General features: G+C 47.4%; 15 protein-coding genes and 1 pseudogene. 7 read left to right on the top strand and 9 right to left on the bottom strand.

Annotation, left to right across the window (positions count from 1 at the left end):
• Positions 1-6: 6 nt before the first annotated feature.
• The 5 genes from QEO93_RS04305 to QEO93_RS04325 form a co-directional block, all read right to left on the bottom strand.
• Positions 7-498 (bottom strand): DUF456 domain-containing protein, encoded by a 492-nt coding sequence (locus QEO93_RS04305; protein ID WP_032137688.1) that lies wholly within the window; start codon positions 496-498, stop codon positions 7-9.
• 53 nt (positions 499-551) lie between these two features.
• Positions 552-890, bottom strand: coding sequence for a P-II family nitrogen regulator (locus tag QEO93_RS04310; RefSeq protein ID WP_032137689.1), 339 nt, complete (start codon positions 888-890; stop codon positions 552-554).
• Between the two features lie 125 nt (positions 891-1,015).
• Positions 1,016-2,029, bottom strand: coding sequence for a ferrochelatase (hemH, locus tag QEO93_RS04315; RefSeq protein WP_085815593.1), 1,014 nt, complete (start codon positions 2,027-2,029; stop codon positions 1,016-1,018).
• 55 nt (positions 2,030-2,084) lie between these two features.
• A complete protein-coding gene (locus QEO93_RS04320) occupies positions 2,085-2,420 on the bottom strand; it encodes a YbaB/EbfC family nucleoid-associated protein (protein WP_032137691.1) in 336 nt (111 codons plus the stop codon).
• A gap of 86 nt (positions 2,421-2,506) precedes the next feature.
• Positions 2,507-4,153, bottom strand: coding sequence for an NAD(P)-binding protein (locus tag QEO93_RS04325; protein ID WP_085815727.1), 1,647 nt, complete (start codon positions 4,151-4,153; stop codon positions 2,507-2,509).
• Positions 4,154-4,313: 160 nt separating this feature from the next.
• Between QEO93_RS04325 and QEO93_RS04330 the strand changes: the two genes are divergently transcribed.
• Positions 4,314-4,772, top strand: a complete 459-nt coding sequence (locus QEO93_RS04330) for a hypothetical protein (protein ID WP_032137698.1) — start codon at positions 4,314-4,316, stop codon at positions 4,770-4,772.
• Positions 4,773-4,831: 59 nt separating this feature from the next.
• Positions 4,832-5,896 carry an MBL fold metallo-hydrolase gene (locus tag QEO93_RS04335; protein ID WP_085815594.1) on the top strand — a complete coding sequence of 355 codons (1,065 nt, stop codon included), beginning with the start codon at positions 4,832-4,834 and terminating at the stop codon, positions 5,894-5,896.
• 85 nt (positions 5,897-5,981) lie between these two features.
• Here the strand turns inward: QEO93_RS04335 and ubiA are convergent, their stop codons facing one another.
• Positions 5,982-6,860: a 4-hydroxybenzoate octaprenyltransferase gene (gene ubiA / locus QEO93_RS04340; protein WP_032137433.1), complete on the bottom strand. Its 879-nt coding sequence runs from the start codon at positions 6,858-6,860 to the stop codon at positions 5,982-5,984.
• 253 nt (positions 6,861-7,113) lie between these two features.
• Here ubiA and pncB point away from each other — a divergent pair, with 253 nt between their 5' ends.
• Positions 7,114-8,313 (top strand): nicotinate phosphoribosyltransferase, encoded by a 1,200-nt coding sequence (pncB, locus tag QEO93_RS04345; RefSeq protein ID WP_032137431.1) that lies wholly within the window; start codon positions 7,114-7,116, stop codon positions 8,311-8,313.
• A 2-nt stretch (positions 8,314-8,315) separates the two neighbouring features.
• Positions 8,316-9,062, top strand: coding sequence for a TatD family hydrolase (locus QEO93_RS04350; RefSeq protein WP_032137432.1), 747 nt, complete (start codon positions 8,316-8,318; stop codon positions 9,060-9,062).
• A 36-nt stretch (positions 9,063-9,098) separates the two neighbouring features.
• Here the strand turns inward: QEO93_RS04350 and QEO93_RS04355 are convergent, their stop codons facing one another.
• Positions 9,099-9,497, bottom strand: coding sequence for a restriction endonuclease subunit S (locus QEO93_RS04355; protein WP_052368764.1), 399 nt, complete (start codon positions 9,495-9,497; stop codon positions 9,099-9,101).
• 20 nt (positions 9,498-9,517) lie between these two features.
• Here QEO93_RS04355 and QEO93_RS04360 point away from each other — a divergent pair, with 20 nt between their 5' ends.
• Together QEO93_RS04360 and QEO93_RS04365 are read left to right on the top strand one after the other, a co-directional pair.
• Positions 9,518-9,781, top strand: a complete 264-nt coding sequence (locus QEO93_RS04360) for a transposase (protein WP_003789867.1) — start codon at positions 9,518-9,520, stop codon at positions 9,779-9,781.
• 17 nt (positions 9,782-9,798) lie between these two features.
• A complete protein-coding gene (locus tag QEO93_RS04365) occupies positions 9,799-10,281 on the top strand; it encodes an IS5 family transposase (RefSeq protein ID WP_085815393.1) in 483 nt (160 codons plus the stop codon).
• A gap of 163 nt (positions 10,282-10,444) precedes the next feature.
• Here the strand turns inward: QEO93_RS04365 and QEO93_RS04370 are convergent, their stop codons facing one another.
• Together QEO93_RS04370 and QEO93_RS04375 are read right to left on the bottom strand one after the other, a co-directional pair.
• Entirely contained in the window at positions 10,445-11,047 is a 603-nt protein-coding gene (locus tag QEO93_RS04370; protein ID WP_044250370.1) for a restriction endonuclease subunit S, read from the bottom strand.
• 191 nt (positions 11,048-11,238) lie between these two features.
• A pseudogene (locus tag QEO93_RS04375) lies at positions 11,239-11,505 on the bottom strand (ABC transporter substrate-binding protein); the annotation flags it as partial.
• Between the two features lie 289 nt (positions 11,506-11,794).
• Here QEO93_RS04375 and serC point away from each other — a divergent pair.
• A complete protein-coding gene (gene serC / locus QEO93_RS04380) occupies positions 11,795-12,895 on the top strand; it encodes a phosphoserine transaminase (protein ID WP_089152872.1) in 1,101 nt (366 codons plus the stop codon).
• Positions 12,896-12,897: the final 2 nt, after the last annotated feature.

A 12,897-nucleotide genomic window follows, 5' to 3' on the forward strand; every position in this document is an offset into this window, starting at 1 on the left:
TGTTTTTTAAAAAACATAATACGCAATATATTGCACCACTAACACCAGCAAAATTGTCAGCGCAGAGCTGATTTTTGCCACCGTTCCCACCATAAAGCCGATAAACGTCCCCAACCCCACTTTGCCAGCCAACCACAAGTTTCGCTTATCCGCAAATTCCCCCACTGCCGCGCCCAACATCGGGCCTAACACCAGCCCAGCCAGTCCAAAAAACATGCCAGCCACACCGCCAATAAATGCACCCCATAAGGCTTCCGTGCTTGCACCTGTGTATTTCGCGCCGAGCAATCCCGCCAGAAAATCCATCGCCATGCCAAACGATGCCACCAGCAGCAATACCAACACGCTCAAGCTGCCCACCACCTGATAATCGCTTGAGTAAGCCAGTAGCCAAGCGCCTGCAAACATCAGTGGCAACCCTGGTAAAGCTGGAAAAATCACGCCACCAGCACCCACCAGCAGCAATACAATCGCCAATAAAATCAATAATACTGCCATATTTTTCCTATGGAAAATGCAGCCTGAAAATTATTTTCAGGCTGCGATATTTTTTAAATTGTTGCTTCACCCGTTTCCCCTGTTCTAATTCTGATGACTTCTTCCACAGGGTAAATAAAAATTTTGCCATCGCCAATTTTGCCAGAACGCGCCGTTTCCATTAACACTTCCACCACACGCTCCACCATATCATCAGCCAGCACCAATTCAATTTTCACTTTCGGCAGAAAATCCACCGCATATTCCGCGCCGCGATAAACTTCCGTATGCCCTTTTTGGCGACCAAAGCCTTTTACTTCCGTAACAGTCATGCCTGTGATGCCTACGTCTGTTAAAGCCTCACGCACATCGTCTAATTTAAACGGTTTAATCAATGCTTCGATTTTTTTCATCTTGGCAACCTCCTAATTACATTTTCAGGCTGCCTGAAAAAAGCAGCCTGAAAAATCATCATCAAACTCATGTTGGATTCAAGAATTCAACCTACGTAGGCCGGATACTCGTATCCGACAAACCATTAAATCCAGCCTTGCCCGTTTTCCAACACCAAATCAGCCAAAGCGTCCAGCCAATCCGCATTATCGTTCAAGCAAGGAATGTAATGAAACTGCGTACCGCCAGCCTTATGAAACTGCTCGCGTCCAGCAATAGCAATCTCTTCCATCGTTTCCAAACAATCACTGGTAAAACCCACACACACCACGTCCAACTTCGTGATTTTGTGTTTTTTCGGCAGCGTGTCAAACAGCGTTTGCGTGGCAGGTTCAAGCCATTTGTTTTTCCCAAAACGGCTTTGGAACGACACCAAATAATCGTCTTCACTCAAACCCAATTCAGCCGCTACCAAACGCGCCGTTTCCTTGCATTCAAGCGGATAAGGGTCGCCCAATTCATGCTGGCGTAATGGAATGCCGTGAAAACTAAACAGCAATTTTTCGCCCTTGCCATGCTCGGCACGATAATTGCGAATTTGCGCCGCGACTGCCTTGATGTAACCCGAATGGTTATAAAAACGCGAAATCGTCCGCACCGACATTTGATTTCGCTCTGCTTGCAATTCAGCAAACACTTTGTCCAACGCCGCACCTGTGCTGCTGCCTGCATATTGCGGATAAAGCGGCAACACAATCAATCGCCCTACCCCTTTGCTTTTCAGGATAGTCAAAGCCTCGTGAACACTGGGCTCGCTATAAGTCATCGCATATGCGCAATGCACATGTTCGGGCAAACGCTCGCGCAAGCCTTCTAATTGGCGATGCGTGAACACATCCAACGGCGAACCTTCTTTCAGCCACACTTTTTCATAAGCATGCGCGGATTTTTTGCTGCGAAACGGCAAGACAAAGCCGTGCAAAATCGGTTGCCATATAAACGGCGATAATTCAATCACGCGGCTGTCTGACAGGAATTTGCGTAAAAACGGGCGCACTGCTTCAGCCGTGGGGACTGCAGGCGTACCCAAGTTAATCAATAAAACGCCCACTTGCTGACAGGCGGTCAATGAATTGGAAAATTCTGAATTAAATTTCATAGTTTACAAGGGTTTCAGGCTGCGATAAGCATTCCCTCACGCAGCCTGAAAAAAATTATTTAAAGAAATCACCCATGCCAGCAGGCAAACCTTGCGTGAATTTAGACATGCGTTCAGAAGTGGTGGCTTCACCTTTTTGGTGCGCATCGTTCAACGCCGCCAAAATCAAATCTTCCAACATTTCCGCATCATCAACCGCTTGTTCAATCAGTTGCGGGTCGATGCGGACTTCGCGCACTTCATGGCTGCAAGTGGCAACCACTTTCACCAAACCATTACCTGCTTGACCTTCCACTTCAGTTTGCGCCAATTCTGCTTGCGCTTTTTTCATGTTTTCCTGCATTTTTTGTGCTTGCTGCATTAAGCCGCCTAAACCTGCTTTGCTGAACATCTATTTGTTACTCCAAAAAGAAAAAATAAAACAACTTTCAGGCTGCGGTAAAACCAAAATGCAGCCTGAAAACAAAATTTTGCGGATTATAACACTATTTGCCCACGCGCCAACAAAACCCGTTTCGCAGCCTGAACACCCCACCAAGCCGCCTCCTCAAACACCGAATAGCCACTAAAATCCCCATGCGCAAACACAATCTGCGAATCATGTCCACGCAGTTTCAGCAACAAATCATCAGCCAAATAACCTACCTTCGGCACAGCCATCGCATGCGCCCGCACCGTCATATCCACATGCTCCACAAACTGCCAAAACCCCTTCCCATAAACCGCCAACAAATCCTGCGCCGCATAACCCAGCAAATCCTGCGGTTGCGCTTGCAACAACTCACGGCGCACATTTGCTGGCGCATCATGGTTCAACGCAGAATACGCCGTAAAAATCGTCCGCTCAGGTTTTGCCACATTAATTTGCTGATTCGTCGCCACCACATAGCCCAACCCACGCGAACCATACACCACATTATCCCAAGCCAACTCCGAATGCAGCCGCTCTTTTGGAAAACCACGCAACACAAAATTGCTCACCAACCAAGGCGCATACTCAGGCAGCCTGAAAACATCAAAACCATATTTTTCAGGCTGCGCCAACACTCGTTTCGCCACAAATAACGGCATCGCACAAATCACATTTTTCGCCCGAACCAACCGCGTATCGCCCGACACCACATCACGCAGCACCACCTCCACCCCGTCCGCCGTTTCCAGCACACGCGTTGCCACCGCCGCACAACTTGTGGGACGCGCAAAAACCAACTCCCCATTTTCAGGCAGCGACTTTATCGCCCGCATACCGCAAAACGCCCGAATCCCCTCAGAAATATGGTTCAGCCCATCTTGCCACGTCAAAACTGTCGCATGTTCATTGCCACGCGCCGCAAAATAATGCAGCCCAGCAAACGCCGACACCTGCTCAATCCCCTGCCCATAATCATCGCGGCAACAATAATCCAAATACCACAGCAAGCGCGGCGAACGATAACGCTCACGCCGCAACCACTGCGCAAACGTCAGCGAATCCAGTTGCCGCCACAGCTTATCTTGCGAAGACAACGCAATCGGAATCGCAAAAATCTTGCGCCCGTCCGAACCACGCGCCTGTTTCAACTGCCCAATCAACTGAAAAAAACGCCGCGTATCCCCATCATTTTCAGGCGCAAGACCATATTGCCAATCCCCGTCCCGAAACAGCCGCTCTTCAGGCGCAAAAACCAAATCCGTTTCCCTGTAAACAGGTTTACCCAGCGCGTCAAATCCCTGCAAAATACCCAAATCCCCCAGCAATTCAAGCATATGTGTACTTTCCGCAGACGGCAACGCCAAATAATGCGCCCCACTTGGCGCGTTCAGGCTGCCTGAAAACGCATACGCCGCATTATTGCCATGGCGCTCAAAGCCGTCCGCCAACAAAATATTGCGATAGCCATTTTTGACCAACGTCCACGCCGCACACAACGCTGCCGCACCGCTGCCTAAAATCAGCGTTTCGCAGACGTGTTCACGGCTAGGCAGTGTGTTCAGTTCCCCGTCGCGTAGCAAATGCGCCAACGGCAAACCCACCTTATTCAGCGTAAGACTTGGCGGGCGTGAAAGATAGCGATAACCGAGCATAGACGCGGTTGCTGTGGCAGTTAGCGTGGCGGCATAACAGAGAAATTGGCGGCGATTCATAAGATTTTCAGGCTGCATTTACAAGTAAAAGAAAAGCTATTATAAAGCAGCCTGAAAACCATCAGTTGTAGGTCGTGCATTCATGCGCAACAGTTTTCAGGCTGCAAATGTTGCGCATAAATGCATAACCTACAATTACCGTCCAAAAGAAAGAACGCCCATGCTAAAACAAAAAGACCTCCACGCCCTAATCCAACAACACATTCCCCAAATCCACTATTTAGAAGTAGAAACCACCGAATCTGCAGAAGGCGAATGCACCCTGTGGGAACGAGACGACTGCACCATTCTGCTAGACCTCGCCATCCCTGAAATGGCAAATCTTCCTACCGCCTTAAAAAACATCTCAGCCAAACTCACATGGCTCAACGAACACCGTGCCGACATCATCGCCCAATTATTCGCCGAACCCAAATTTTCAGGCAGCCTGAAAACCGAACGCGCACAAGTTGAACCCAAATTACACATGGTGTACTGCTCGTTTTTCGTAGGAAGCACAGAAGAAATTTTTTGCGATTTCGCCGTGTCCGCCGAAGACAATTTGCTGAACAACCGCTTTGCCGATTGCTCATTAGAAGAAGACAACGAGTTCACATTCAACGGCATGGAACAAGATTAACCCCGTAGGTCGGATACTTGTATCCGACCTACAAACCACCAACACGCAGCCTGAAAACCATGAAACGCACCCCAATACTCCCCCTAATCGCCACCTTTATCCGCGACCACTTCAACACCCCCAACTTCCCCACCTACCCCCCAAGCGACCACTTCAACCCCAAAACACGCCAATTCTTCAACACCCCAGCCACACGCCCACTCAAATCAGGCGTACTGCGCGAAATGTGGCGTTTAGCCGCCGAAGAAGAGCAATTCCACCCACCACGCCCCCTGCCCACCGTCCAACCCGATTGGCAAGCCTTTCACGCCCCCAGCGAAACCGCCCGTTTCATCTGGTTTGGACACTCCACCCTACTCATGCGGCTCAACAACAAAACCATTTTCATCGACCCCGTTTACTACGAAAGCGCGTCCCCAGTTGGCTTAATGATGCACCGTTTTCAAGCCCCACCAGTCGCGCTAGCAGATTTACCGCCGATTGATTTCATCGTATACAGCCACGCGCACTACGACCATTTAGACCACAACGTCGTTGATTACTTTGCCAAAAATCGCCCCCAAGCCCAATTCATCGCACCGCTCGGCTTAGGCGCGTATCTGCGAAACTGGGGCATTGCCAACCAGCAAATCCAAGAGCTAGACTGGGCGCAATCCACCGAACAATTCGGCATCACATTCCACGCCGTACCAGCGCGACACGACGCATCACGCACCGCGTTTGACGCGAAAAAATCGCTGTGGGCAGGCTGGGTATTTGAAACGTCGCAGCAAAAAATCTATTTTTCAGGCGACAGCTCTTACGCAACGCATTTTCAGAAAATCGGTGAACGCTTCGGCGGCATAGATTTAGCGTTTGTAGAAAATGGGCAATACAATCCGCTTTGGGAAGACAATCACATGTTCCCAGCGCAAACCGTTCAGGCTGCATTGGACGTAAAAGCGAAATGCTGGATGCCGATTCATTGGGGCGCATATCCACTTTCTACGCACCAATGGGACGAGTCTGTGCGTGAAAGTTCGCAGATTGCCGCAGAGAAAAATTTGCCTATGCTCACGCCGATGATGGGGCAAGTGTTTGACATCAACACACCAACAGAAAAATGGTGGGAAAGCGTGAAATAGCATACAAAAAAGCAGCCTGAAAATATTTTCAGGCTGCTTTTGGTTTGTAGGTCGGCGTATTTATGCCCGACTTTTCAGGCTGCATTCACACAAACGCAAAATGTGCCGCAATCGCCACCAACCACAAACACCCAATTTTATTATTGCTCAAAAACATCTCAAAACACGCCGCGCGGTCTCGCGACAAAATGCGCCAATATTGCTGCGCTTGCCAAAAAAACACCACGCACCAAGCCGCCCAAAACACCCAAGCTGCGTCCAACAGCCAACCCACTTGCAGCATAATCAAATCAAATATTCCATGGCTCACCATCGCCATTTCCGCGTCCCAATCGCCAAACGTAATCGCTGACGTTTTCATGCCGATTTTCAAATCATCTTCCTTGTCCGCCATCGCATAAATCGTATCGTAAGCCAGCGTCCAAAACACATTCGCCGCAAATAGCCACCACGCAATCACAGGCACAGTTTCCTGAATCGCCATAAACGCCATGGGAATGCCAAACGAAAACGCCAGCCCTAAATAAAACTGCGGAATCGGAAAAAAGCGTTTCATTAGCGGATAAGTGAACGCCAAAAACAGCGCAGGAAACGCCATCAGCAAAGTCCCAAAATTAAACGGCAACAAACACAACGTCGCCAGCGCACACAGTACCAAAATCAACGCTTTCGCCTCTTTGCCCGAAACCGCCCCACGCGCAAACGGGCGATTTTTCGTGCGCTCAACGTGTCCGTCAAAATCACGGTCAGCCCAATCATTCGCCACACAGCCCGCGCTACGCATTAAAAACGTGCCAGCCGAAAACGCCAGCACCGTTAAAATTTCAGGCTGCCCTTCCGATGCAATCCAAACCGCCCATAAAGTGGGGTACAGCAACAAAAACGTGCCAATCGGTTTATCAGCACGCATCAGTTGAACATAAACGCGCCATTTTTCAGGCTGCAAAATGTGGTTTAAAAACATAATTTCCCCTTGAAACACAAATATTGAAGCGAATTATAGAATTTTTCAGGCTGCGTGAAAACGTGCGTAGGGTGCGCACGGCATACCCTACACACTGGAACATCGGCGGCTCACAGACATCTTGCCATTTTGAAACACATTCAAGGCTTTTGTCGGCGAGCTGCCGACGCTCTATTTTTCAGGCTGCCAACAAATCTTTTACACGCCCACAACTCCTATCGTTTAAAATACTTTCTTTTTGCACACAATCCCTATGCCCATTATCCAATCCCTCCTCGACACCGACCTATACAAATTCACCATGCTCCAAGTGGTGCTACACAAATTCCCACAAGCACACGGCGTGTACGAATTTCGCTGTCGCAACAAAAAAACCGCCTACCCACTTGCCGAAATTATCCCCGATTTAGAGCGCGAATTAGACGTCCTCTGCGAACTGCGTCTGCAACAAGACGAACTAGACTACCTCCGCCAACTTCGCTTCATCAAAAGCGACTTCGTGGACTATATGGAACTGTTCCAACTCAAACGCCGCTTCGTCAAAGTATGGGGCGACGAAGACGGCAAATTGCACATTCGCATTGAAGGGCCAGTCATTCAAGCCATGTTCTTCGAAATTTACATCTTAGCGATTGTGAACGAACTCTATTTCCGCCGCCTAGAAACCCCCGAAGTGCTAGCCGAAGGCGAACGCCGTTTGCAAGAAAAATGCAAACACATCAACCTATTGCAAGGCAGACAACACCCAGACGACCCACCATTCTTAGTGTCCGACTTCGGCACCCGCCGCCGCTATAACTTCGCATGGCAAAAACACGTTGTTGAACAATTCGTCCAAGCCGCGCCCGATGTCTTCCGCGGCACAAGCAACGTCTATCTTGCCAAGCAACTCAACATCACTCCCATCGGCACTATGGCGCATGAATTTATGCAAGCCTTTCAAGCGTTGGACGTAAAACTGCGCGACTTCCAAAAAGCCGCATTAGAAGCATGGGTACACGAATACCGAGGCGACTTAGGCATTGCGCTCACAGACGTAGTCGGCATGGACGCATTTTTGCGCGATTTTGACCTCTATTTCGCCAAACTGTTTGACGGCTTACGCCACGACAGCGGCGACCCATACGAATGGGGCGAAAAAGCCTACGCCCACTATAAAAAGCTCAAAATCGACAGTCGCACCAAAATGCTCACCTTTTCAGACGGCTTGAACCTAGAAAAAGCGTGGGATTTACACCAATATTTCAAAGGGCGTTTCAAAACCAGCTTCGGTATCGGCACAAATCTGACTAACGACATGGGACACGAACCGCTCAACATCGTGTTAAAACTCGTAGAATGCAACGGGCAATCAGTCGCCAAACTGTCCGACAGCCCAGGCAAAACCGTTACCGACAACGACACCTTCCTCGCCTATTTGCGCCAAGTGTTCGATATTCCACCCGAGCAATAACCATGTTTACCGACACGCATTGCCATTTAACCGACGTGGCTTTTGCACAAACGCAGCCTGAAATCATCGCGCAAGCCCAGCAAGCCAACGTTTCAGGCTGCATTGTTCCCGCCGCGCAGTTCACCGATTGGCAAAATATTCTTGCATTAAAACAAACCTTTGTGCGCCGAAAAGCGATTGGCATTCACCCATGGTTCGCCGCAGAATGGAACGAAACTGTTTCACGCAGCCTGAAAAACACATTGGCGGAAAACCCAGAATTGTGGCTAGGCGAAATCGGTCTGGATTTTCATCGAGCCACCACGCCTGAAGCGCGTGAACAGCAACAACACGTTTTCAGGCTGCAAATAGAAATCGCGCAGCAATTTCATCGCCCCGTGATTTTGCACAATCTCAAAAGCACACAAACGCTGGTGCAGATTTTGCGTGAGACAAAATTTGCGCACGGCGGCATTGCCCACGCATTTTCAGGCAGCATGGAAGAAGCGCGATTGCTCACGGGGCAAGGCTTACTGATTGGGCTAGGTTCGCTGCTGCTTAATCCTAATGCAAAAAAAGTGCGCCAACTTGCCGCGCAGTTGCCACTTGAGCAGATTGTGCTGGAAACCGATAGCCCGTTTATGCTGCGCGACACGCTCAACACGCCTGCGAATACGCGAAAAGTAGCAGAAATTGTGGCGGAATTGCGTGGGATTTCGTTGGTAGAATTGGCAGCGCAATGTGAGCGGAATTTGCAGCGATTGGGTTAAAAAAGCAGCCTGAAAACTTTTTCAGGCTGCTTTTGTTTAGTTTTCGCGTGGAAAATCTAGTAATTGCTCTCTGTAGTATTCGTATTGTTTTTGGCGCAATTCGATTTCTCGTGGTAAACCTTCGCTGATGGAATTGACCAGCGTGTCGAATTTATCCAAGATTTCTACGATTTTTGCTTGGGTTTCTAGTGGGGGGATTGGGATTTTAAGTTTTTCAATAGATACTCGCCCCAATCTTGGAACACTGGCTTTTCTGACTTGGTTTTTAATTATTTTTTGTTGGGAAATTAGAATGTAATACAAAAATCGTTCATTCAAATTTTCTGGGCATTCAAAATGATAACAATCGTCAGCAGCCCAAAAATCTACATAACTAAATCCAATATCACCAGCAGCACCTGCTGAAATCACAAAAGTTTTAGAACCTGTATTCACAAAAATGATAAAATATCTTTATGACTAGAAAATCCTACCCAACAGACTTAACAGATGCCCAATGGCAAGCGATTGAGCCACATTTTAACCAGCTACGCCACTACAAATGGGATAAACGTCAATTAGTGAATGCCGTTTTGTACATCACCAAAACAGGTTGCCAATGGCGTATGCTGCCCAATGATTTTCCACCTTATTCAACCGTATGGAGTTTCTATCGCAGAGCCAATCAATCAGGCTTATGGGATAGAATTCTTTTGGCATTGGTTCAAAAAAACGTTTAATCCATCAAAAACAAGCAATGCCAACTTATGCCATTCTTGATTCACAAAGTGTCAAAACAGCTTCTAGCGCACATGATAAAGGTTTTGATGGAGGTAAAAAAATCAAAGGTCGTAAGCGACATATAGCTGTTGATACGTTGGGTAATCTATTGTCTGTTGTGGTTCATGCAGCCAATATTCATGACACAAAAGCAGGTATTTTTGTAGCAAAAAAAGCGTTTGAGACCTATCCGAGTTTAAAAGGTTTCTGTGCGGACGCAGGTTATCGGAATACATTTGAGCGTGAAGTATCAGAGCAATTGGGTTTAACTGTTGAGATTTCAAAGAGAATTCAAGATATTTCTTGGCATATTCTGCCCAAACGTTGGATTGTAGAACGAACGTTTGCATGGTTAGGTTGGTCTCGACGTTTAGCAAAAGATTTTGAGCAGACGAATTTATCTGCTGAAAATTTTGTTAAACTAGGGTATATTTCACAAATATTAAAATTTATCAAATAGTTGTTTGTGAATACGGGTTCTTATTTGCGTTGCAATTTTTTTCATTAAAAAATCCCAATGGTTGCAAACTATTTTGATAAACAGGAAATGGACTTTCTGAATCTAATTGGCTACGAACTAATCTTTTTCCTCTACAAATTTCAACAGTTTCCCCCAACGTCTTCTATTCCACTTGCAGGCTGCCTGCAAACGGATTTTTCGGGTTTTCGCAATCCAGCAATAAATCACGATAATATTGATATTGCTTTTTGCGTGCTGTAAGCTCCGTAAAATTGTCAAGCAAGTTGACAATTTTACGTTGAACGTGAAGCGGTGGAATGGGGACTAAAAATTTATCCGTGTCAGGTGTGGCAATTTGCGGCATTTGCATTTTGGAACCCAATTTCTGAAAGTGCGGTTCATGTTGCTTCAAAAAATAATAGATAAATTTAGTGTCAATTTGTTCGTTTGTTGAGTGATACGCCCACATTTCGCTTTTGTGTGAAAAAGGTCGATCGTAATACTCAAATTCAATAAAACCACGCGATTTCACAATGATAGACGGCTGATTTTGAATGTCTTTGCTGGGTATATCCGCGTAGTCCACAAAAGCAACCGTTTTGCCGCCCGCAAAAATTTTAACGGGTGCGTTCTCTTTGTGCAGTTCCTTCATTTGTCCCGCCGTGATTTTTGTCCCTTTGCTGCGTTTCAATACCTCGCCCAACGGCTTCCACACCACTTTCTCACCTTGCAAAAATTTGTCTACAATTTTTCTGTTGCTTGTCATCACTCTGTCCTTGTTTCCTATTTTCAGGCTGCATTTGAATACGCAAATATTCTGGCGTAGGGTGCACGCGGCGCCCTCTACAATTATTTGGCAGCCGAGATTGTCGCGCATAATGATGCCCGCTACAACTTTTCAGGCTGCTTTCAATGGAGCGATGGCGGCTCGCCGTCATTTTGCGCCATTGGAAAATCAGCTTTTACGCCCAACGTATCGGGCTTAGCTTTACCGTCCACAATTTCTTGCGCGTTGGCGACTTTCACATCAACCAAATAGCTAGGCTGGGTCAGTCAAACGGCGGAAGCTGTAAACAAAATCTTCTGCGGTAACTGAGTCGCCATTGCTCCATTTGGCATCGCGCAAGTGGAATGTCCACAATTTGTATCTGCACTATCCCATTTTTCTGCCATGCCGCCAATGGTTTTGCCGTCGTTGTCGGTAGTCGTTAAACCAAATACCAAACCAAGTGCCAATAATAATGGGGTAGTGCGTAATTTCATGGGGAAAATCCTTTGTTGTTTGTGTTGAACGCACCGCTTCTGAATGGGCGCTACTTTATGACTAAAGAAACAATATTTAATAAATCTAAACAATCTATCAAGATTTTTTTACGTTTACAATGTAAATTTCAAAGGTCTTTACATTCTTTCCCACCCATTTTCAGGCTGCATTCCATTGCTTTCCTTGCAAAATTTAACACAATAGGCATAAAATCCCTTCCATCTTTTTTTACAAGACAAGGACATCATCATGCCAAAAATCTACAATTTTTCTGCCGGCCCAGCCGTGCTGCCTGAAAGCGTGTTGCAAACCGCCCAGCAAGAAATGCTGGACTACAACGGCACAGGTTTTCCCGTGATGACCCTATCGCACCGCTCCGATATTTTCCTGAGCATTTTGCACCACGCCGAACAAGATTTGCGCCAACTGCTGAACATTCCCAATAATTACAAAATTCTCTTCATGCAAGGCGGCGGCAGCACCCAATTTGAACTCGTTGCCATGAATTTCGCCAACGGCTTCAAACGCATCGACAGCGTGATTAGCGGCAACTGGTCGCGCATTGCCCACGAGCAAATGATGAAAGTAACCGACTGCACCATTCACACCGCAGCACACGGCGGCGAGCAATTCAATTACACCGATTTACCGCAGCCTGAAAACTGGGACATCAGCCCCGATTCCGCCTTTGTGCATTATGTGAGCAACGAAACCGTACACGGCTTGCAATATAATCCCGTGCCAAAACTCAGCGCAGACTCACCGCCCATGATTTGCGACATGTCTTCCGATATTTTGTCGCGCCCGATTAATGTAGCAGATTTCGGCGTGATTTACGCAGGCGCACAGAAAAACGTCGGGCCAAGCGGCGCAACCATTGTCATCATTCGCGAAGATTTGCTGGAACGCTGCTCCGACAAATTGCCCAACGTGTGGAATTACCAGCGCTATATAGCCAACAACGGCATGTATAACACCCCAGCCACCTACCCAATTTATATGGCAGGACTGGTGTTCCGTTGGTTGCAAACGCAAGGTGGTGTAGCAAAAATTGAACAGTTCAACAATCTCAAAGCACAAACGCTATACGACACCATCGACCAAAGCGGCGGCTTCTATCGCAACAACATCGCCCCACGCGCACGCTCCAAAATGAACGTCATCTTCAACACAGGCAGCGAAGAGTTAGACAAAAAATTCATCTTTGAAGCAGACTTGCGCGGCTTGAAATCACTCAAAGGCTACAAAACGCTCGGCGGCATGCGCGCGAGTATTTACAACGCCATGCCATTAGAAGGCGTGCAAGCGTTAGCAGAATTTATGCAAGAATTCCAACGAAAACACGGTTAGGA

The sequence above is a fragment of the Kingella negevensis genome (genome assembly GCF_030177895.1).
Taxonomy (GTDB): Bacteria; Pseudomonadota; Gammaproteobacteria; order Burkholderiales; family Neisseriaceae; genus Kingella_C; species Kingella_C negevensis.

What these genes read in the sequence shown, in the direction of transcription:
- QEO93_RS04305 (WP_032137688.1), bottom strand. Translation starts at nt 498, where the DNA reads ATGGCAGTATTATTGATTTTATTGGCGATTGTATTGCTGCTGGTGGGT.
- QEO93_RS04310 (WP_032137689.1), bottom strand. Translation starts at nt 890, where the DNA reads ATGAAAAAAATCGAAGCATTGATTAAACCGTTTAAATTAGACGATGTG.
- hemH (WP_085815593.1), bottom strand. Translation starts at nt 2,029, where the DNA reads ATGAAATTTAATTCAGAATTTTCCAATTCATTGACCGCCTGTCAGCAA.
- QEO93_RS04320 (WP_032137691.1), bottom strand. Translation starts at nt 2,420, where the DNA reads ATGTTCAGCAAAGCAGGTTTAGGCGGCTTAATGCAGCAAGCACAAAAA.
- QEO93_RS04325 (WP_085815727.1), bottom strand. Translation starts at nt 4,153, where the DNA reads ATGAATCGCCGCCAATTTCTCTGTTATGCCGCCACGCTAACTGCCACA.
- QEO93_RS04330 (WP_032137698.1), top strand. Translation starts at nt 4,314, where the DNA reads ATGCTAAAACAAAAAGACCTCCACGCCCTAATCCAACAACACATTCCC.
- QEO93_RS04335 (WP_085815594.1), top strand. Translation starts at nt 4,832, where the DNA reads ATGAAACGCACCCCAATACTCCCCCTAATCGCCACCTTTATCCGCGAC.
- ubiA (WP_032137433.1), bottom strand. Translation starts at nt 6,860, where the DNA reads ATGTTTTTAAACCACATTTTGCAGCCTGAAAAATGGCGCGTTTATGTT.
- pncB (WP_032137431.1), top strand. Translation starts at nt 7,114, where the DNA reads ATGCCCATTATCCAATCCCTCCTCGACACCGACCTATACAAATTCACC.
- QEO93_RS04350 (WP_032137432.1), top strand. Translation starts at nt 8,316, where the DNA reads ATGTTTACCGACACGCATTGCCATTTAACCGACGTGGCTTTTGCACAA.
- QEO93_RS04360 (WP_003789867.1), top strand. Translation starts at nt 9,518, where the DNA reads ATGACTAGAAAATCCTACCCAACAGACTTAACAGATGCCCAATGGCAA.
- QEO93_RS04365 (WP_085815393.1), top strand. Translation starts at nt 9,799, where the DNA reads ATGCCAACTTATGCCATTCTTGATTCACAAAGTGTCAAAACAGCTTCT.
- QEO93_RS04370 (WP_044250370.1), bottom strand. Translation starts at nt 11,047, where the DNA reads ATGACAAGCAACAGAAAAATTGTAGACAAATTTTTGCAAGGTGAGAAA.
- serC (WP_089152872.1), top strand. Translation starts at nt 11,795, where the DNA reads ATGCCAAAAATCTACAATTTTTCTGCCGGCCCAGCCGTGCTGCCTGAA.